The organism is Variovorax soli (assembly GCF_031454625.1).
Taxonomy (GTDB): Bacteria; Pseudomonadota; Gammaproteobacteria; order Burkholderiales; family Burkholderiaceae_C; genus Variovorax; species Variovorax soli_A.
In genome coordinates this window covers 554,180-571,283 of record NZ_JAVDRF010000002.1, presented here as the reverse complement: position 1 = coordinate 571,283, position 17,104 = coordinate 554,180, and the positions used below count along the sequence as shown (strand labels likewise).

The following is a 17,104-nucleotide window of genomic DNA, read 5'->3' as shown; positions in this document are numbered from 1 at the left end:
GGCAGGGATTCTGGAAATTCGATTCGGAGCGCAGTCGAAGACAAGGCGGCAGTTCGGGGAAAATCGACCATTATCTTGCGCTCCTCGTTCACGCCTGCCTGACCATCCCATGTCCACCGTCTTCAACTTCACCTTCGTCCCCTGGTTCCGCTCGGTGGCGCCCTACATCCACATGCACCGCGGCAAGACCTTCGTGGTGGCGATGGCGGGCGAGGCGATTGCGGCCGGCAAGCTGCCCAACATCGCGCAGGACCTGGCGCTGATCCAGAGCATGGGCGTCAAGGTGGTGCTGGTGCACGGCTTTCGGCCGCAGGTCAACGAACAGCTGCGCGCCAAGGGCCACGAAGCGAGGTACTCGCACGGCATCCGCATCACCGACGAGGTGGCACTCGACTGCGCGCAGGAGGCCGCCGGCCAGCTGCGCTACGAGATCGAGGCCGCCTTCAGCCAGGGCCTGCCGAACACGCCGATGGCGGGCTCGACCGTGCGCATGATCTCCGGCAACTTCATCACCGCGCGGCCCGTCGGCGTGGTCGACGGCGTCGACTTCCAGCATTCGGGCCTGGTGCGCAAGGTCGATGCCGCGGGCATCCGCCGCGGGCTCGATTTCGGCGCCATGGTGCTGATGTCGCCCTTCGGCTTCTCGCCCACCGGCGAGGCCTTCAACCTGACGATGGAGGAAGTCGCGACCAGCGTGGCGATATCCATCCAGGCCGACAAGCTGATCTTCCTGACTGAAGTGCCCGGCATCCCGCAGGACCCGGCCCAGCCCATCGGCGAGGACAACCCCATCGACACCGAACTGCCCCTGGACAGCGCGAAAAAGCTGCTGGCCTCGCTGCCGCCGGCGCAGAAGCCGACCGACACGGCCTTCTACCTGCAGCACTGCGTCAAGGCCTGCGAAGCGGGCGTGGAGCGCAACCACATCATCCCCTTTGCGGTCGACGGCTCGCTGCTGCTCGAGGTCTACGTGCACGATGGCATCGGCACCATGGTGATCGACGAGAAGCTCGAATCGCTGCGCGAGGCCACCGCAGATGACATCGGCGGCATCCTGCAGTTGATCGAGCCCTTCGAGCGCGACGGCACGCTGGTCAAGCGCAGCCGAACCGAGATCGAGCGCGACATCGGCCAGTACACGGTGATCGAACACGACGGCGTGATCTTCGGCTGCGCAGCGCTCTACCCCTATCCGGAAGCGAAGACCGCCGAGATGGCGGCGCTCACGGTGTCGCCGCAATCGCAGTCGCAAGGCGACGGCGAGCGCATCCTCAAGCGCGTCGAGCAGCGCGCCAAGGCCAGCGGGCTCGAAAGCATCTTCGTGCTCACCACGCGCACGATGCACTGGTTCCTCAAGCGCGGCTTCCAGCAGGTCAACCCCGACTGGCTGCCCGAGGCGCGCAAGCGCAAGTACAACTGGGACCGCAAGAGCCTGGTCCTGGTCAAGAAGCTCTGAACGGGCCCCCCGGACACCGACAACATGAACCCCCTGCTCTCCAAGCTGCAGCCCTATCCCTTCGAGCGGCTGCGCCGGCTCTTCGCGGATGTCACGCCGAATCCTGAATTCGCCCCCATCAGCCTCGGCATCGGCGAGCCCAAGCACGCGACGCCGGAATTCATCAAGCAGGCGCTGTCGGCCGGCCTGGGCGCGCTGGCGGTCTATCCCGCGACCGCCGGCGAGCTGAAGCTGCGCCAGTCCTTCACCGGCTGGCTGCAGCGCCGCTATGCCCTCGAGCTGGACCCGGCAACGCAGGTGCTGCCGGTCAACGGATCGCGCGAGGCGCTGTTCGCGCTCGCGCAGACCGTGGTCGATGCGTCGAAGACGCCGGCGCCGGTGGTGCTCTCGCCCAATCCCTTCTACCAGATCTACGAAGGCGCAGCCCTGCTGGCCGGCGCCGAGCCGTACTACGTGCCCAGCGTGCCGTCGCGAAATTTCGCGGTCGATTGGGACAGCGTGCCCGCCGCCGTGTGGGAGCGCACCCAGCTGGTCTTCGTGTGCTCGCCCGGCAATCCGACCGGCGCGGTGATGCCGATCGATGAATGGCAGAAGCTCTTCGCCCTGTCGGACCGCTACGGCTTCGTGATCGCGGCCGACGAGTGCTACAGCGAGATCTACTTCCGAGACGAGCCGCCGCTCGGCGGGCTCGAGGCCGCGGCGAAGCTGGGCCGCGGCGACTTCCGCCGTCTCATTGCCCTCACCTCGCTGTCCAAGCGCAGCAACGTGCCAGGGCTGCGCAGCGGCTTCGTGGCCGGCGATGCCGCGATCATCAAGTCCTTCCTGCTCTACCGCACCTACCACGGCAGCGCCATGAGCGGCGCGGTGGCCGCGGCCAGTCTCGCCGCCTGGGGCGACGAGGCGCACGTGGTGGACAACCGCGCCCAGTACCGCGCCAAGTTCGCGGCCGTGACGCCCCTGCTCGAGAAGGTGCTGGACGTCCGCCTCCCCGACGCCGGTTTCTACCTGTGGGCCGGCATTCCCGCGGCGTGGCAAGGCGACGACGCCGCCTTCGCCCGGGCGCTCTACGCTCAATACAATGTGACCGTGCTGCCCGGCAGCTACCTCGCCCGCGAGGCAGGTGGCGCCAACCCGGGCCGCGGCCGCATCCGCATGGCACTGGTGGCCGACACCGCCGAATGCACCGAAGCCGCCCAGCGCATCGTGAACTTCATCCAGAACCGAGCCCATCCATGACCCAGCAACTCCAGCAGACCATCGACGCCGCGTGGGAAGACCGCGCCAACCTCTCCGCCACCAGTGCCCCGAAAGAAGTGCGCGAAGCCGTCGAACACGTGATTGCCGAGCTCAACAACGGCCACCTGCGCGTCGCCACCCGCGAGGCCGTGGGCCAGTGGACCGTGCACCAATGGATCAAGAAGGCGGTGCTGCTGTCCTTCCGCCTCAAGGACAACGAGCAGATGCAGGCCGGCTCGCTCGGCTTCTACGACAAGGTGCCCACCAAGTTCTCGCACCTCTCGGCCAACGAGCTCAAGGAAGCCGGCGTGCGCATCGTGCCGCCGGCCGTGGCGCGCCGCGGCAGCTACATCGCGAAGGGCGCGATCCTGATGCCCTCCTACGTGAACATCGGCGCCTACGTCGGCGAAGGCACCATGGTCGACACCTGGGCCACCGTCGGCTCCTGCGCCCAGATCGGCGCCAACGTGCACCTCTCGGGCGGCGTGGGCATCGGCGGCGTGCTGGAGCCGCTGCAGGCGGGCCCCACCATCATCGAGGACAACTGCTTCATCGGCGCGCGCTCCGAAGTGGTCGAAGGCGTGGTGATCGAAGAAAACTCCGTGCTCTCGATGGGCGTGTACATCGGCCAGAGCACCCCGATCTACGACCGCACCACCGGCGAAGTCACGTACGGCCGCGTGCCTTCGGGCTCGGTCGTCATCAGCGGCACGCTGCCCAAGGACAACGGCAAGTACAGCCTCTATGCCGCGATCATCGTCAAGCGCGTCGATGCGCAGACGCGCGCCAAGACCTCGCTGAACGACCTGCTGCGCGACTGAGCCGCCCCTTTTCACAACCACGCTGGAGGAGAGAGCCGATGAAGACGATGGAGCGAATTCTTCGCCTGATGGCCGAACGCAAGGCATCCGACATCTACCTGTCGGCGCATTCCCCGGCGCTGATCCGCATCAACGGCAACTGCGTGCCCATCAACGCGCAGGTGCTTCCGACCGAGGCGCCGCTGGCCCTGCTAGCCGAGGTGGTACCCGAGCACCGCATCGCCGAGCTGGAAGGCACCGGCGAGCTCAACATGGCCATCGCGCTCGAGGGCGCGGGCAACTTCCGCATCAGCGCCATGCGGCAGCGCGGCAGCTATGCGGTGGTGGTGCGCCACATCGCCTCGGAGATCCCTTCCTTCGACGAACTGAACCTGCCCGAGATCCTCAAGACCCTGGTGATGGAGAAGCGCGGCCTGATCCTCATGGTGGGCTCCACCGGCGCCGGCAAGAGCACCACGCTGGCCTCCATGCTGGACTACCGCAATGCGCACGCCAGCGGCCACATTCTCACGGTCGAGGAGCCGATCGAATTCACTTTCACCAACAAGAAGTCGATGGTGAACCAGCGCGACGTCGGCAGCGACACGCAATCGCTGCAGATCGCGCTCAAGAACGCGCTGCGCCAGGCGCCCGACGTGATCCAGATCGGCGAGATCCGCGACCGCGAGACCATGACGGCCGCGATCGCCTATGCCCAGTCGGGCCACCTGTGCGTGGCCACGCTGCACGCCAATAACAGCTACCGCGCGCTCAACCGGATCCTGAGCTTCTACCCGGTCGAGGTGCGTCCCACCCTGTTGAACGACCTGAGCGGCGCGCTGCGCGCCATCGTCGCTCAGCGCCTGCTGCGCACGCCGGACGGCAGCCGTGTGCCGGCGCTGGAGGTGATGCTCAACACCGCGCTGGTGGCGGAGCTGATCGGCAAGGGCGACTTCTCCGGCGTCAAGGAGGCAATGGAGCAGTCCATGGCCGAAGGCTCGCAGACCTTCGAGGAAGACATTGCCCGTCTCATCATCGAGAACCGCACCACCCGCGAGGAAGGCCTGTCGCAGGCCGACTCGCCGACCAACCTGATGTGGCGCCTGCAGAACCGCAACGCGTCCCCGTCGCGCAAGGACGAGCAGGCCTCGCTCGACCCGCTCGACGAACCTTCTTTCACGGACATCACGCTCGACGTCCGCCACTAGCTTCTTTTTCATGTCCCGCACGCTGCAACTTGCCGAACAACTGATCTCCCGCCCCTCGGTCACTCCCGACGATGCGGGTTGCCAGCAGATCCTCGGTGAGCGGCTGGCGCGGCTGGGCTTCAGGCTCGAAACGCTCGAAAGCGGCCCCGCCGACTTCCGCGTGACCAACCTGTGGGCCGTGCGTCCGGGCAGTGCGGACGCCGGTGCCGCGCGCACGCTGGCCTTCGCGGGCCACACCGACGTGGTGCCCACCGGTCCGCTGGAGCAGTGGAAGAGCCACCCCTTCACGCCCACCCACCGCGACGGCCGCCTCTACGGCCGCGGCGCCTGCGACATGAAGACATCGCTGGCCGCCTTCGTGGTCGCGATCGAGGACTTCCTGGCCAGCCGGCCGGACCCGCGGCTCACGCTCGCCCTCCTGCTCACCAGCGACGAGGAAGGTCCCGCCGTCGACGGTACGGTGGTGGTCTGCAATGCGGTGGCCGCGCGCGGGGTGCGCATCGACTACTGCATCGTCGGCGAGCCGACCTCGGTCGAGCGCTGCGGCGACATGATCAAGAACGGCCGCCGCGGCACCATGAGCGGGCGGCTCACCATCCAGGGCGTGCAGGGCCACATCGCCTACCCGCACCTCGCCAAGAACCCGGTGCATGCCGTTGCGCCGGCACTGGCCGAACTGGTCGCGATCAACGCCGCAGGGGGCTGGGACGCATCGCCCAACGCGTACTTCCAGCCGACCAGCTGGCAGATCAGCAACATCCACGCGGGCACCGGGGCCAGCAACATCATCCCCGGCAACGCGGTGATCGATTTCAATTTCCGCTTTTCGACCGAGGCCACCCCGGAGTCGCTGCAGACGCGGGTCAAGGCGGTGCTCGATGCGCACGGCCTCGACTACACCTTGTCCTGGACCGTGGGAGGCCTGCCCTTCCTCACGCCACCCGGCGAACTGGTGGCCGCGGTGCAGCAGGCCATCCGCGACGAGACCGGCATCGAGACCGAGCTGTCGACCAGCGGCGGCACCAGCGACGCGCGCTTCATCGCGAAGATCTGCAAGCAGGTGGTGGAGCTGGGCCCGGTCAACGCCAGCATCCACAAGATCGACGAGCACATTGCGGTGGCCGAGATCGAGCAGCTCAAGAACATCTACCAACGCACGCTGGACCGGCTCGAAGCGCTGATTTCGGCATGAGCCCCAGGGCCGTTCCGAACGGGGCTCGCACCGTAAGCGGAGGCGAAGACGAAGGCATTCCAATGCGCACCGTCATCGAACTGATCGAGGCCGGCGAAAGGCAACTGGCCGCCGCCGGTGTCGCCTTTGGCCACGGCACCACCAATGCCTTCGACGAAGCGGCCTGGCTGGTGCTGTGGCGCCTGGGCCTGCCGCTCGACGGTCTGGACGAAGTGGCCGGAGGCCGGGTCTCGCCGGCGGACGAGGCGCGGGTGGCCGAACTGCTGGCCGCGCGCATCGCGACACGCAAGCCCGCGGCCTATCTCACCAGGGAGGCATGGCTGCAAGGCGTGCCCTTCTACGTGGACGAGCGTGCCATCGTGCCTCGCAGCTTCATCGCCGAGCTGCTGGCCGACGACAGCATCGACCCCTGGCTCGGCGCGCACACGCAACGGGTGCTGGACCTTTGCACCGGCAATGGCAGCCTCGCAGTGCTGGCTGCCCTGACCTATCCGGACACCGCCGTCGATGCCGCCGATCTTTCGACCGAGGCCCTGGAGGTAGCGGCCATCAATGTCACGCGCCACCAGCTCGACGACCGCATCACCCTCGTCGAATCGGACGGGTTTGCCGCCGTGCGGGGCCCCTACGACCTGATCCTCTGCAACCCACCCTACGTCAACGCGCAGAGCATGGCCGCCCTGCCCGCGGAATATCGCGCCGAGCCGGAGCTGGCGCTGGCCGGCGGCGCCGACGGCATGGACTTCGTGCGCCGCCTGTTCGCCGAGGCGCCGGCCTGCATGCGTGAGAACGCCGTGCTGGTGCTGGAGATCGGCAACGAGCGCGCGCATTTCGAGGCGGCGTTCCCGAAACTCGAGGTGGTGTGGCTCGCCACCAGCGCTGGCGAGGACCAGGTGCTCCTGGTCACCCGCGAAGTACTTCTTTCATGATCACCCTCAAGAACGTCATCCTGCGCCGCAGCGCCAAGGTCCTGCTGAACGGCGCCAGCGTCACCATCAATCCCGGCGAGAAGGTCGGGCTTGTCGGGCGCAACGGCGCCGGCAAGTCGACTCTCTTCGCGCTCTTCAACGGCACCCTGCACGAGGACGGCGGAGATTTCTCGGTGCCGACGTCCTGGCGCCTGGCCCAGGTTGCCCAGAACATGCCCGAGACCGAGGAATCGGCCAGCGACTTCGTGGTCGGCGGCGACACTCGGCTGGTGGCGTTGCGCGAGGCGCTCGCGCGCGCCGAGGCCGACCACGCCGCCGATCCAGACGATGCCGAGATCGGGATGGCCCTGGCCCATGCCTATACCGACCTGCACGACGCCGGCGAGCACGATGCCGTGCCGCGCGCGCAGGCGCTCATCCTCGGCCTGGGATTCAAGGTCCACGAACTTGATCAGCCGGTCAACAGCTTCTCCGGCGGCTGGCGCATGCGGCTGCAGCTGGCGCGGGCCCTGATGTGTCCGAGCGACCTGCTGCTGCTCGACGAACCGACGAACCACCTGGACCTGGATGCGCTGGTCTGGCTGGAAGCCTGGCTGCAGAAGTACGCGGGCACCATGATCGTGATCAGCCACGATCGCGAGTTCCTCGATGCCGTGACCGACGTCACCCTGCACATCGTGCACGAGCAGCTCACGCGCTACGGCGGCAACTACAGCGCCTTCGAGACGCTGCGCGCCCAGCAACTCGAGCTGCAGCAGGCGGCCTTTGCCAAGCAGCAGGACAAGATCGCCCACCTGCAGAAGTTCATCGATCGTTTCAAGGCGAAGGCGAGCAAGGCCAAGCAGGCCCAGAGCCGCGTCAAGGCGCTGGAGCGCATGGAGAAAGTGGCGCCACTGCTGGCGGAGGCCGACTTCAGCTTCGAGTTCAAGGAGCCGGGCAACATTCCGAATCCGATGCTCACGATCAGCGCGGCGAGCTTCGGCTATCGGGTGGCCGGGGAGCCGCCGAAGACCATCCTGACCGGCGTCAACCGCTCGGTGCTGGCCGGCCAGCGCATCGGCATCCTGGGCGCCAACGGACAGGGCAAGTCCACGCTGGTGAAGACCATCGCGCGCGAGATGGGCGCCCTCGCCGGCACCGTGACCGAAGGCAAGGGCCTCAACATCGGCTACTTCGCGCAGCAGGAGCTCGACGTCCTGCGCCCGCAGGACACGCCGCTGGAGCACATGGTGCGCCTCGCGCGCGAGCTCGGGCCCAATGCCCGCGAGCGCACTGGAGAGCAGGACCTGCGCGGCTTCCTGGGCAGCTTCAACTTCAGCGGCGACATGGTGAAGCAGGCGGTCGGCACCATGAGCGGCGGCGAGAAAGCGCGCCTGGTGCTGGCCATGATGGTCTGGCAGCGCCCCAACCTGCTGCTGCTCGACGAGCCGACCAACCACCTGGACCTGGCCACCCGCGAGGCCCTGGCCATTGCCCTCAACGAGTTCGAGGGAACGCTCATGCTGGTGAGCCATGACCGCGCCCTGCTGCGCTCCGTCTGTGACGAGTTCTGGCTGGTCGGCCGCGGCCGGGTCGGCGACTTCGACGGCGACCTCGACGACTACCAGCGCTACCTCCTGGACGAGGCGAAGCGCGTGCGCGAGGAGGCCCGGCTGGCCACACGCGAGGCAGAGAGCGTTGCCGTTGCCGTCGCCGCCGCGCCCTCGTCTCAGGCGGCGGCGCAGGAGCGCCAGCAGCGCAGCAACCAGGCCAAGCCGCTGAAGCGCGAGCTCGCGCAGATCGACGAGCAGCTGGCCGCTGCCGGCGCCGAAAAGACCTCCCTGGAAGCACGGCTATCGACTTCGCTGCCGGCGTCAGAGATCGCCGAGACAGGCCGGCGCCTCAAGGCACTGAACGACCAGATCGATGCACTCGAGGAGCGCTGGCTGGCGCTGTCGGACCAGATCGAGGCACTGGCCGCCGCATGATCGACGTGCTAGCCTCCGCCGAACCATGCCCTCGGCCCTCGAACTCGCCCGCGGCGACCCTCAGCTGATCGCGGCCATCCAGCGCAGCCGGCGCATGCTCGGCCGCAACGCACTGATCGCCGCCGTCGCGAGCGCCGTTCCCGTCCCCGGAATCGATTGGGCCGCCGATGCCGCATTGCTGGCGCGGCTGATACCGCGGATCAGCGCCCAATTCGGCCTCTCCGTGACTCAGATCGAAGGACTGGCACCCCACCAGCGCGAACGAATTCACCAAGCGGCCGCCGCGGCAGGCGCCCTGCTGGTCGGCAAACTGGTGACGCGGGAGTTGCTGATCAAACTCGCCCGCCACGCCGGCATCCGCCTGACGGCGAAACAGGCCACCAAGTACGTGCCCATTGCGGGCCAAGTGGTCTCGGCAGCGATCGGCTACGCCGCCCTCCGGGCCTTGGGCGAGCTCCATATCCGCGACTGCGTCCTGGTGGCGCAGTCGGTGAAGCACTTGCTTCCAGGGGCGGTGACGGAACAAGAAGTGCAGCCGCTCGGCGCGACAGGCGCTCCCCGCAGCCGCTTCGGCTGGGCGCGCTTGCGGGCCAATTGAGCGGCGTCGGCCGCCAAAACCGTCTGTTTGCCCCCACGCATTGATGGCATACCATCTGACGAAATCCGGGCTGGCCACGTGTCAAGCTCATAATGACAGCGAAAGACCGGGAAAGTTGGCGGTCCGGCGTCCAGTCAGGGGATCGAGGTGAGGAGTTAACAGATGAATGAGACAGATCTCGCAGCATCGTTGGAACGGCTCATGGCACGGGTCGATTACTACCTGCACTGCGAGTTGGACGAAGAGTACGACCACGACCGGCCCGACACGGCGCGCCGTCAGCTGGAGGCGGCACTGCGGCAAGAGTTGCTGCGCGCAGGCGCCGTCGGCCTCGTTTCCGCAATCGCGGGTGGCCAGCAGGTGCTGAGCGGCCGCGACCCCGACTGAGCGTTCTATCCCTTTCCCTCTCCACCTGATCCGGCTGCATGCCAAGCCAGCCGGAGTTCCCCTTGTTCCCCACTTCTGCGCGCGTCGCCAACACCGCGCGAGTTCCTCCAGCTCGTCGATGCTCCGACGCCCGAAATGGAGGTCTTTCCTTCATCACAGGCTGCTGATCAGGGGCACCAGGATCGGAATGGCGACGAAAAGAAGGCCCAGCATCACGTTGCGGCGCCACACCACCGCGTGCTCGATGCGTCGGACGGAACGATGGAAAGCCAGGAAGGCGCGCTGCTCGTCAGGATTGGCCTGATCCTTCCACCATTCGCGGGGCGTGGCTTGGGTAGTGGTTTTCATGTAAACCATTGCGCTTACTTTTTGCCCTTTGAACATAGGTAGAAATGCACGCTTTGGTTTACAGACTCGACCTACATCAACGTGGGGAGAGCTGTGATATCCCTGCACTCCAACCGAACCAATCGCGCTAGAGTTTTTCCGTGGACGCTTGGCAACCCAATTTCAACTGGATCACCGAGCTGCTGGCCGTCGGCGGCAGCTACCCCTCCGAATGCGCGGAGCTGTTGGCGCGCGAGCATCACATCCAGGCCGTGATCGACCTGCGCGGCGAGGCCATGCCCGACCCGCAGCTGTTCAGGCGCCACGGCATCACCCTGCTGCACCTGCCCACCTCGGACATGCATCCGGTAGCGACGCCGGACCTCGAGCACGGCATCCGTTTTGCGAACGAATTCCTGGACCAGGAGCAGCGCGTGCTGATCCATTGCGAGTACGGCATCGGCCGCAGTGCGACGCTGGCGCTGTGCGTGCTCGTGCATCGCGGCCATGCGCCACTCGAAGCGCTCGCCCTGATGAAGAAGCAGCGCCCTGTCATCTCGCCTTCGCCGCCGCAGTTCGCCTGCTGGTCGGCGTGGCTGGACAGCCATCGTTTCTCCAGCGATGTCGATTGGGAGATTCCAAGCTTCGAAGACTTCAAGGCGCTGGCTTATGCCCGCCCCAACCGCTGAGCAAGGCGTTGAGCCGGCTCGTTAACTGAAGCTTGCTTCAGCGCTCAACGGCGCGGCAGCCCAGGCTGCATTCCTGGTTCCGTTATCGGCGCCGCCTCCGCGCCTTCCACCACTCGCTTCCGCTTCGGCTGTTCGCCTACAGACGGAGCTTGACGCTTCCCCGATCCTGGAATTAAAACTTAAGCACTCAATTCAAGGTGAGGTCATGGAATCACCCGACCGGGACGAATTGGAGAAGCTGCGCGCGAGCGTGGTGAGCAGCAGGGCCGCGGTGGTGGCATGGCGCGAACTGCTGATCGAATCCGTGGGAGACCGCCTGTGCGGGAGCGGCGAGGGCCCCACGCCCGAACAGATCCAGACCCTGTCCTCCCTGGAGCGAGCGGAGCAACAGGCCCGGGAGCGCTATGTGCGGTGCCTCGTATCGACTTTGCTGAGGGGAGACCGGCAGCCGCGTTGACCCTGCCGCGTCCCTGCGCCGTGGAAAGCGGCGCGGACAAGAAGGCGCTCTGACGCAAATAGGGGTGAGAAGACTTTCCTGTAAACGGGGTGGTAGGACGTACAAGATTCGAACTTGTGACCAACGGATTAAAAGTCCGCTGCTCTACCAACTGAGCTAACGTCCCACGCTTTTTTTCTTTGGTTTTTGCCGGCTTCGGACCATTCGGCAAAGCCCGAAATTATAGCGTGCCGCCGCGCGCAATCCGATCGAGCACCCAGCCTGCCGCGCATTGCCCGAAGGTGGCCGTCACGCTGACCACGGAGCCGTAGCCATGGCAGTTGAGCGAACCGTCGGCTGCCTCGATGGCGCAGGAGGCATCGGGCGGCGCGACGCTTTCGCGGCTGAAGACGCAGGTGACGCCGATCCTGCGGCCCTCGCGCGGCGCGCCATGTTCCTTGCGCAGGCGCTGGCGCAACTGCGCCAGCAGCGGATCGTGCGTGACCAAGGCGAGGTCGTCGATGTCGACCTTGTGCGCAAGGCGCTTGCCGCCCGCCGCACCCACCGTGATGAAAGCGGCGCCGGTTGCTCGTGCCCAGGCGGCCATGGCCAGCTTGGCTCGCACCTGGTCGCAGGCATCGACGACGGCGGCCACCGGCCCATTCGCGGCCTGCGCGCTCGCCAGCAGTTGGTGCCAGTTGCCCGGCTCCACGAAGTCGTCGATGGCCAATACCTCGCAGCCAGGATGGATGTGCGCAATGCGCTCGCGCATGGCCTCGACCTTGGCCTGCCCGACAGTGCTGTCGAGCGCGTGGATCTGGCGGTTGATGTTGGATTCGGCAATGTGGTCGAGGTCGATCAGCGTCAGCCGCCCGACCCCGCTGCGCGCCAGCGCCTCTACGGCCCAGGAGCCGACGCCGCCGATGCCGGCGACCAGCACGTGGGCATCGCGGATGCGGGCCGCGCCCGGCACGCCATACAGGCGCTCCAGGCCGCCGAAGCGGCGGGCCAAGTCGGCGTCGTCCAGCTCGACGACGGGGCCGACGACGCTCACCTCGCGGCCCCTGCTTCAGCGCAGGCGCGAGAGGCGCTCGCGCCCGGCCTGTGCGGCTTCGGACTGGGGATAGGCCTTGGTCAGGTCTTCCAGCGTACGGCGTGCCGCCCGCGTGTCCTTCAATTCGATCTGGCAGTTCGCGATCGACAGCACGGCCTCGGGCGCCTTGGCGTGGTCGGGCGCCAGCGAGAGCATCGAACGGAAGTTCGCGATGGCCTCGTTGTAGTTGCGCGTGGCGTACTGCGCATTGCCCAGCCAGAACAGCGCTGACGCGTTGTAGCCGCTCTGCGGATAACGCTTCACGAACTCGGCGAAGGCCGTTTGCGCCTGTGCGAACTGGCCGCCGCGGAAGATGCCCAGTGCGGCTTCGAAGTCGGCCTTCTCGCGTGGATCGGCCGAGAACTCGCGCCCGTCGACCGAGACCTTCGAAGGCTCGCTCTTCTTGAGCCGATCGTCGATCTCGCCCTGGCGCTGCTGCATCTCGGTGACCGCGCGCGTGAGCTGCTCGTTCTGCCCGGTCATGCGCTGCAGGTCGCCGCGCATCTGCTCGATCTGCGTTTGCAGCTCGAGCAGGCTGCGCCGCAGCTGCGCGTTCTCTTCGTTCTGGCGCTGCTCGGACTGCTGGCGCATCGCCTCCACCCGCTGCCGCAGATCGAGGATGGCGCGACGCGCCTCGTCGTCCTCGAACAGCGCGGCCTGCGCGCCGAGGGAGGCGCACAGCAGAGCGACGGCAATCGCCGCACCACGCAGCGGGGCAACGACTCGCATCATCTGCGGTAGGTGATCTCGGCGCGGCGGTTCTGCGCCCACACGTCTTCACCGCTGCCCTGGACAGCCGGCTTTTCCTTGCCGAAGCTCACGGCTTCGATCTGGCTGTCCGGCACGCCGAGCAGGACGAGTGCGCGGCGCACGGCCTCCGAACGCTTCTGGCCGAGCGCCAGGTTGTACTCGCGGCCGCCGCGCTCGTCGGTGTGGCCTTCGATCGAGACGCGGCGCTGCGGGTTGGCCTTCAGGAAGCGGGCGTGGCCGTCGATCAGCGACTGGAACTCCGGCTTGATGGTGTAGCTGTCGAAGTCGAAATAGACGATGCGCGCCACGCCGACCGGGCCCTGTGCAGTCTGCGCACTCTGGTCGATGCTGACCGGCGCGACGCCGCTGGCCGCACCGCCGGAGCCCGTGCCGCCTGAGCGATCCACCACCGGCGCATCGTTGAGCTTGGTGCCGGACGAGCACCCGGCGATGAGCGCCACGATGGCCAGCGAATAAATCGTACGTCTTAACATTTCGAACTCCTCAGGTGTTGATCATTCATTGCTTTTGAAACGGACCCCAGTCCGGTTCGCGGATGTCTCCTGCCTGCCCGGCCAGCCGTGCCTTTATTTTTCCGTCGAGCGTGGTCGTCATCAGCGCCTCGCGGCCTCCCAGCCGTGTGGCGTAGACGATCAGCTTGCTGTTGGGGGCGAAACTGGGATTCTCGTCGGCGGTCGTGTCGGTGAGCGCCGTCACGTTGCCGGTCGCCAGCTCCATCACATGGAGTTTGAAGGCGCCGCCGACCCGCGAAATGTAGGCCAACCACCGGCCATCGGCGCTGATGGACGGAGAAATGTTGTAGGTCCCGCTGAAGGTCACGCGCGTGGGATTGCCGCCGCTGGCGCTCATCTTGTAGATCTGGGGCGCGCCGCCGCGGTCGCTCACGAAGTAGATGGTGCCACCGTCGGCAGAGTACACCGGCTCCGTGTCGATGCTGTTGCTCTGCGTCAGCCGGCGCGGCTCGCCGCCGCCCGAAGGAATGGTATAGAGCTGCGAGCCGCCGTCGCGGCTCAGCGTCACGGCCAGGGTGTTGCCGTCGGGCGCCCAGGCCGGCGCGCTGTTGGAGCCCTTGAAGTTGGCCACCAGCCGGCGCTGCCCGCTGGCCACCGTGTGCACATAGACCACCGGCTTGCGCGACTCGAAGGACACATAGGCCAGTTGACTGCCATTGGCGGACCAGACCGGCGAGATGATCGGCTCCGGGCTGGCGAGCGCGGCCTGCGCATTCTCGCCATCGGCATCGGCCACCCACAGGGTGTAGCGACTGCCGCCCTTGGTCACGTAGGCGATGCGGGTCGAGAAGATGCCTTTCTCGCCGGTCAGCTTTTCATAGACATAGTCGGCGATACGGTGCGCCGCGAGCCGCAGGTCGCCCTGCGGCACGGTGTAGCTCTGGCCGCCGAGGTCCTGGCCGCGCACGACGTCCCACAGGCGGAACTTCACGTCGAAGCGGCCGTCGGCCAGGCGGGTCACGCTGCCCGCGACGAGCGAATCGGCAGTGCGCTGCCGCCACAGGCTCAGATCGGGACGGGAGGACTCGTCGAGCGACTGGCCGCTGGCATCGACGCCGCGGAACTGGCCGCTGCGTTCCAGGTCGGCCTGCACGATGGCCGAGATCTTCTGCGGCGAGGCGTCCTCGCCCCTGAAGGGCGCAAGCGCGATCGGCAGCTGCGTCAGGCCCACACCCGAGACTTCCACCCGGAACTGGGCGAACGCGGGAGCGAGAGGGGAGACAGCCAGGGCCGCGATCAAAGTGCGGCGAACGAAGAACGATGAAGAAGGGGTTGGGGAGATTTCTTGCAACTGCTTTTTCATGCGGTTCGGAGAGCTTTCCGGGAATTTAGTTTCCTGCCCGGATGAAACGAGGCCACATGGTACACATAGCGATGCACCGGCCGTCACAAAACGTGTATGTGCCGGCGCGGTCCTACAGGAAGGCGAGAACTTAGAATCCGCCGCCATGCAGCCTTCCCCCGCCGCCGAGTCCGCGCGCCCTACTCTCACGCGCCGACTCGCGCGACTCATGACCTGGTTCGGAGGCTCGCGCCATTGGTGGACCCTGGGCCTCGTCTGCGCCCTCATCGCCGCCGTGACCGAACCGCTGATGGCCGCCATGCTCAAGCCGCTGCTCGATCGCGGCTTCACGCGCGGCCAGCTGCCGCTCTGGGCCATCCCGGCCGCCGTGATCCTGCTGTTCGCGGTGCGCGGCCTGGCCCAGTTCATCTCCCAGTACGCGCTCGCGCGCATCGCCAACGAAGGCATGCAGCGGCTGCGGCGTGTGCTCTTCCAGCGCTTGCTGGCGGCCGAGCTCGCCCTCTTCTCGCGCCAGTCGGCCAGCTCGCTATCGAACACCGTGGTCTACGAGGTGCAGACCGGCGCCCTGCTGCTGGTGCAGGCCTTGCTGGGCCTGTCGCGCGACGGCTTCACGCTGATTGCGCTGCTGCTCTACCTGGTCTATCTCAATTGGAAGCTGACGCTGATCGTCGGCGTGCTGGTGCCGGGGGTGGCCTGGATCATCAAGGCGTTTTCCAAGCGTCTCTATCGGCTCACCCTGCTCGGCCAGCAGGCGACCGACGAGCTGGCCTACGTGGTCGAGGAAAACGTGCTCGCCCACCGCATGGTCCGGCTGCACAACGCCGAGGCCAGCCAGACCCGGCGCTTCGACCGCTTGAGCCACGACCTCAACCGACTGGCCGTGAAGTCCACCATCGCCTCGGCCGCGACCACGCCCCTGACGCAGATCGTCGCAGCGGTCGCGCTTTCCGCAGTGGTCATGATCGCGCTCTGGCAAAGCGGCAAGCAGGGCTTCACGGTGGGCGGGTTCGTGGCCTACATCACTGCCATGCTGATGCTGATCGCACCGATCCGCCGCCTGGCCGACATGACCAGCCCGATCACGCGCGGACTCGCAGCGCTGGAGCGCGGCCTCGCGCTCATCGACGAAGTGGCGCCGGAATCGCAAGGCAGCTTCCGCACGCCGCGCGTGGTGGGCCGCATCGAGCTGCGCGCGGTGCACGTGAACTACCGCGGCGCGCAGGAGGCCCGCGCGCTGGACGGCGTGAGCCTGACGATCGCACCCGGCGAGGTGGTGGCCTTCGTCGGGCCCTCCGGCTCGGGCAAGACCACCCTGGTCAACCTGCTGCCGCGCTTCGTGCTGCCGAGCGCGGGCGAGGTGCTGCTGGACGGGCACGCCGTCGCCGACTGGGAGCTCAAGAACCTGCGATCGCAATTCGCGATGGTCAGCCAGGACGTGGTCATGCTCAACGACACGCTGGCCGCCAACGTGGCGCTGGGCGCCGACCTCGACCGCGATCGCGTGCTGACCTGCATCGCCGCCGCGAACCTGGCGGTGCACGTCGAGGGCCTGCCTCAAGGCATCGACACGGTGCTGGGGCATAACGCGACCCAGCTCTCCGGGGGGCAGCGCCAGCGCCTGGCAATCGCGCGCGCGCTCTACAAGGACGCACCCGTGCTGCTGCTCGACGAGGCCACTTCCGCGCTCGACACGGAATCGGAGCGCCTGGTGCAAGAGGCGCTGCAGCGGCTGATGCGCAATCGCACCACCCTGATCGTCGCGCACCGCCTCTCGACCATCCAGCACGCCGACCGCATCGTGGTGATGGAGCACGGCCGCATCGTCGAGCAAGGCAGCCATGCGCAGCTCATGGCGCTGGAAGGCCTCTATTCGCGGCTGCAGGCGCATGCGGTGCGCTCGGCGCCGGAAGGCGGCGAGCCCAGCCTCTGAGGCTTGGCCGCCTTGCGCTCGCTGCCGCCGGTGCACTGCAGGAGATCGACGCCATTGCGAAGATCGAGCGCGGCCGACTTCAAGCCCTTCGAAGCATGGACGCTGCCCGCCAAGGCGATCGTGCGCACCGCGGGCCGGGTGGCCACCGGACGCTTCGCCGATGCGAGCGGCGACCTCGATGCCGCCGCCAAGGCCTGCGAGGAGGCCATCGCCATGCAGGCCAGCCTCAGCTACGCCCTGCTGGTACCACCCGGTACGTCAATCGCTCGG

Annotated in this window: 17 protein-coding genes and 1 tRNA gene; 12 read left to right on the top strand and 6 right to left on the bottom strand. The window is 67.1% G+C overall.

The genetic code is table 11. From position 1 onward, the window contains the following. Window positions 1-109: 109 nt before the first annotated feature. The 9 genes from argA to J2739_RS06615 all read left to right on the top strand — a co-directional run bounded on the left by argA (window position 110) and on the right by J2739_RS06615 (window position 9,773). Window positions 110-1,456 carry an amino-acid N-acetyltransferase gene (gene argA, locus J2739_RS06655; RefSeq protein WP_309899770.1) on the top strand — a complete coding sequence of 449 codons (1,347 nt, stop codon included), beginning with the start codon at window positions 110-112 and terminating at the stop codon, window positions 1,454-1,456. A gap of 24 nt (window positions 1,457-1,480) precedes the next feature. After that, window positions 1,481-2,692 carry a succinyldiaminopimelate transaminase gene (gene dapC / locus J2739_RS06650; protein WP_309899768.1) on the top strand — a complete coding sequence of 404 codons (1,212 nt, stop codon included), beginning with the start codon at window positions 1,481-1,483 and terminating at the stop codon, window positions 2,690-2,692. Beyond that, complete coding sequence (dapD, locus tag J2739_RS06645; RefSeq protein WP_309899766.1) at window positions 2,689-3,513, top strand: 2,3,4,5-tetrahydropyridine-2,6-dicarboxylate N-succinyltransferase; 825 nt, start codon at window positions 2,689-2,691, stop codon at window positions 3,511-3,513. Before dapC ends, dapD begins: the two co-directional genes overlap by 4 nt. A 38-nt stretch (window positions 3,514-3,551) precedes the next feature. Continuing rightward, window positions 3,552-4,700: a PilT/PilU family type 4a pilus ATPase gene (locus tag J2739_RS06640; RefSeq protein ID WP_309899764.1), complete on the top strand. Its 1,149-nt coding sequence runs from the start codon at window positions 3,552-3,554 to the stop codon at window positions 4,698-4,700. A gap of 10 nt (window positions 4,701-4,710) precedes the next feature. Further along, window positions 4,711-5,892: a succinyl-diaminopimelate desuccinylase gene (gene dapE / locus J2739_RS06635; RefSeq protein ID WP_309899762.1), complete on the top strand. Its 1,182-nt coding sequence runs from the start codon at window positions 4,711-4,713 to the stop codon at window positions 5,890-5,892. Window positions 5,893-5,954: 62 nt separating this feature from the next. Next, the gene (gene prmB, locus J2739_RS06630) at window positions 5,955-6,821 is read left to right on the top strand and encodes a 50S ribosomal protein L3 N(5)-glutamine methyltransferase (protein WP_309899760.1); all 867 of its coding nucleotides are present in this window, start codon (window positions 5,955-5,957) and stop codon (window positions 6,819-6,821) included. Beyond that, on the top strand, window positions 6,818-8,788 hold the full coding sequence (locus tag J2739_RS06625; protein WP_309899758.1) for an ABC-F family ATP-binding cassette domain-containing protein: 1,971 nt from the start codon (window positions 6,818-6,820) through the stop codon (window positions 8,786-8,788). The genes prmB and J2739_RS06625 overlap by 4 nt, the downstream gene beginning before the upstream one ends. A gap of 25 nt (window positions 8,789-8,813) precedes the next feature. After that, on the top strand, window positions 8,814-9,386 hold the full coding sequence (locus tag J2739_RS06620; RefSeq protein ID WP_309899756.1) for a hypothetical protein: 573 nt from the start codon (window positions 8,814-8,816) through the stop codon (window positions 9,384-9,386). Between the two features lie 162 nt (window positions 9,387-9,548). Continuing rightward, window positions 9,549-9,773, top strand: coding sequence for a hypothetical protein (locus tag J2739_RS06615; protein ID WP_309899754.1), 225 nt, complete (start codon window positions 9,549-9,551; stop codon window positions 9,771-9,773). 153 nt (window positions 9,774-9,926) lie between these two features. Here the strand turns inward: J2739_RS06615 and J2739_RS06610 are convergent, their stop codons facing one another. After that, on the bottom strand, window positions 9,927-10,121 hold the full coding sequence (locus tag J2739_RS06610; RefSeq protein ID WP_309899752.1) for a hypothetical protein: 195 nt from the start codon (window positions 10,119-10,121) through the stop codon (window positions 9,927-9,929). A gap of 140 nt (window positions 10,122-10,261) precedes the next feature. Between J2739_RS06610 and J2739_RS06605 the strand changes: the two genes are divergently transcribed. Both J2739_RS06605 and J2739_RS06600 read left to right on the top strand, forming a co-directional pair. Further along, on the top strand, window positions 10,262-10,789 hold the full coding sequence (locus J2739_RS06605; RefSeq protein WP_309899750.1) for a protein-tyrosine phosphatase family protein: 528 nt from the start codon (window positions 10,262-10,264) through the stop codon (window positions 10,787-10,789). 205 nt (window positions 10,790-10,994) lie between these two features. After that, window positions 10,995-11,246 carry a hypothetical protein gene (locus tag J2739_RS06600; RefSeq protein ID WP_309899748.1) on the top strand — a complete coding sequence of 84 codons (252 nt, stop codon included), beginning with the start codon at window positions 10,995-10,997 and terminating at the stop codon, window positions 11,244-11,246. 90 nt (window positions 11,247-11,336) lie between these two features. Here J2739_RS06600 and J2739_RS06595 read toward each other — a convergent pair. The 5 genes from J2739_RS06595 to tolB all read right to left on the bottom strand — a co-directional run bounded on the left by J2739_RS06595 (window position 11,337) and on the right by tolB (window position 14,904). Beyond that, window positions 11,337-11,412, bottom strand: a tRNA-Lys gene (locus J2739_RS06595). A 54-nt stretch (window positions 11,413-11,466) separates the two neighbouring features. Beyond that, complete coding sequence (locus tag J2739_RS06590) at window positions 11,467-12,279, bottom strand: tRNA threonylcarbamoyladenosine dehydratase (protein WP_309899745.1); 813 nt, start codon at window positions 12,277-12,279, stop codon at window positions 11,467-11,469. Between the two features lie 15 nt (window positions 12,280-12,294). Beyond that, window positions 12,295-13,050 (bottom strand): tol-pal system protein YbgF, encoded by a 756-nt coding sequence (gene ybgF, locus J2739_RS06585; protein WP_405053837.1) that lies wholly within the window; start codon window positions 13,048-13,050, stop codon window positions 12,295-12,297. Further along, on the bottom strand, window positions 13,047-13,562 hold the full coding sequence (gene pal, locus J2739_RS06580; protein WP_309899741.1) for a peptidoglycan-associated lipoprotein Pal: 516 nt from the start codon (window positions 13,560-13,562) through the stop codon (window positions 13,047-13,049). Before pal ends, ybgF begins: the two co-directional genes overlap by 4 nt. 25 nt (window positions 13,563-13,587) lie before the next feature. Further along, the gene (gene tolB, locus J2739_RS06575; RefSeq protein ID WP_473774979.1) at window positions 13,588-14,904 is read right to left on the bottom strand and encodes a Tol-Pal system beta propeller repeat protein TolB; all 1,317 of its coding nucleotides are present in this window, start codon (window positions 14,902-14,904) and stop codon (window positions 13,588-13,590) included. A 145-nt stretch (window positions 14,905-15,049) separates the two neighbouring features. Here tolB and msbA point away from each other — a divergent pair, with 145 nt between their 5' ends. Next, complete coding sequence (gene msbA / locus J2739_RS06570; RefSeq protein ID WP_309899738.1) at window positions 15,050-16,834, top strand: lipid A export permease/ATP-binding protein MsbA; 1,785 nt, start codon at window positions 15,050-15,052, stop codon at window positions 16,832-16,834. Window positions 16,835-17,104 lie beyond the last annotated feature (270 nt).

Coding starts and splice junctions, on each gene's coding strand:
- J2739_RS06640 (WP_309899764.1), top strand. CDS start 3,552: ATGAAGACGATGGAGCGAATTCTTCGCCTGATGGCCGAACGCAAGGCA.
- pal (WP_309899741.1), bottom strand. CDS start 13,562: ATGTTAAGACGTACGATTTATTCGCTGGCCATCGTGGCGCTCATCGCC.
- prmB (WP_309899760.1), top strand. CDS start 5,955: ATGCGCACCGTCATCGAACTGATCGAGGCCGGCGAAAGGCAACTGGCC.
- dapC (WP_309899768.1), top strand. CDS start 1,481: ATGAACCCCCTGCTCTCCAAGCTGCAGCCCTATCCCTTCGAGCGGCTG.
- msbA (WP_309899738.1), top strand. CDS start 15,050: ATGCAGCCTTCCCCCGCCGCCGAGTCCGCGCGCCCTACTCTCACGCGC.
- J2739_RS06620 (WP_309899756.1), top strand. CDS start 8,814: ATGCCCTCGGCCCTCGAACTCGCCCGCGGCGACCCTCAGCTGATCGCG.
- J2739_RS06610 (WP_309899752.1), bottom strand. CDS start 10,121: ATGAAAACCACTACCCAAGCCACGCCCCGCGAATGGTGGAAGGATCAG.
- argA (WP_309899770.1), top strand. CDS start 110: ATGTCCACCGTCTTCAACTTCACCTTCGTCCCCTGGTTCCGCTCGGTG.
- dapD (WP_309899766.1), top strand. CDS start 2,689: ATGACCCAGCAACTCCAGCAGACCATCGACGCCGCGTGGGAAGACCGC.
- tolB (WP_473774979.1), bottom strand. CDS start 14,904: ATGAAAAAGCAGTTGCAAGAAATCTCCCCAACCCCTTCTTCATCGTTC.
- dapE (WP_309899762.1), top strand. CDS start 4,711: ATGTCCCGCACGCTGCAACTTGCCGAACAACTGATCTCCCGCCCCTCG.
- J2739_RS06625 (WP_309899758.1), top strand. CDS start 6,818: ATGATCACCCTCAAGAACGTCATCCTGCGCCGCAGCGCCAAGGTCCTG.
- J2739_RS06600 (WP_309899748.1), top strand. CDS start 10,995: ATGGAATCACCCGACCGGGACGAATTGGAGAAGCTGCGCGCGAGCGTG.
- ybgF (WP_405053837.1), bottom strand. CDS start 13,050: ATGATGCGAGTCGTTGCCCCGCTGCGTGGTGCGGCGATTGCCGTCGCT.
- J2739_RS06615 (WP_309899754.1), top strand. CDS start 9,549: ATGAATGAGACAGATCTCGCAGCATCGTTGGAACGGCTCATGGCACGG.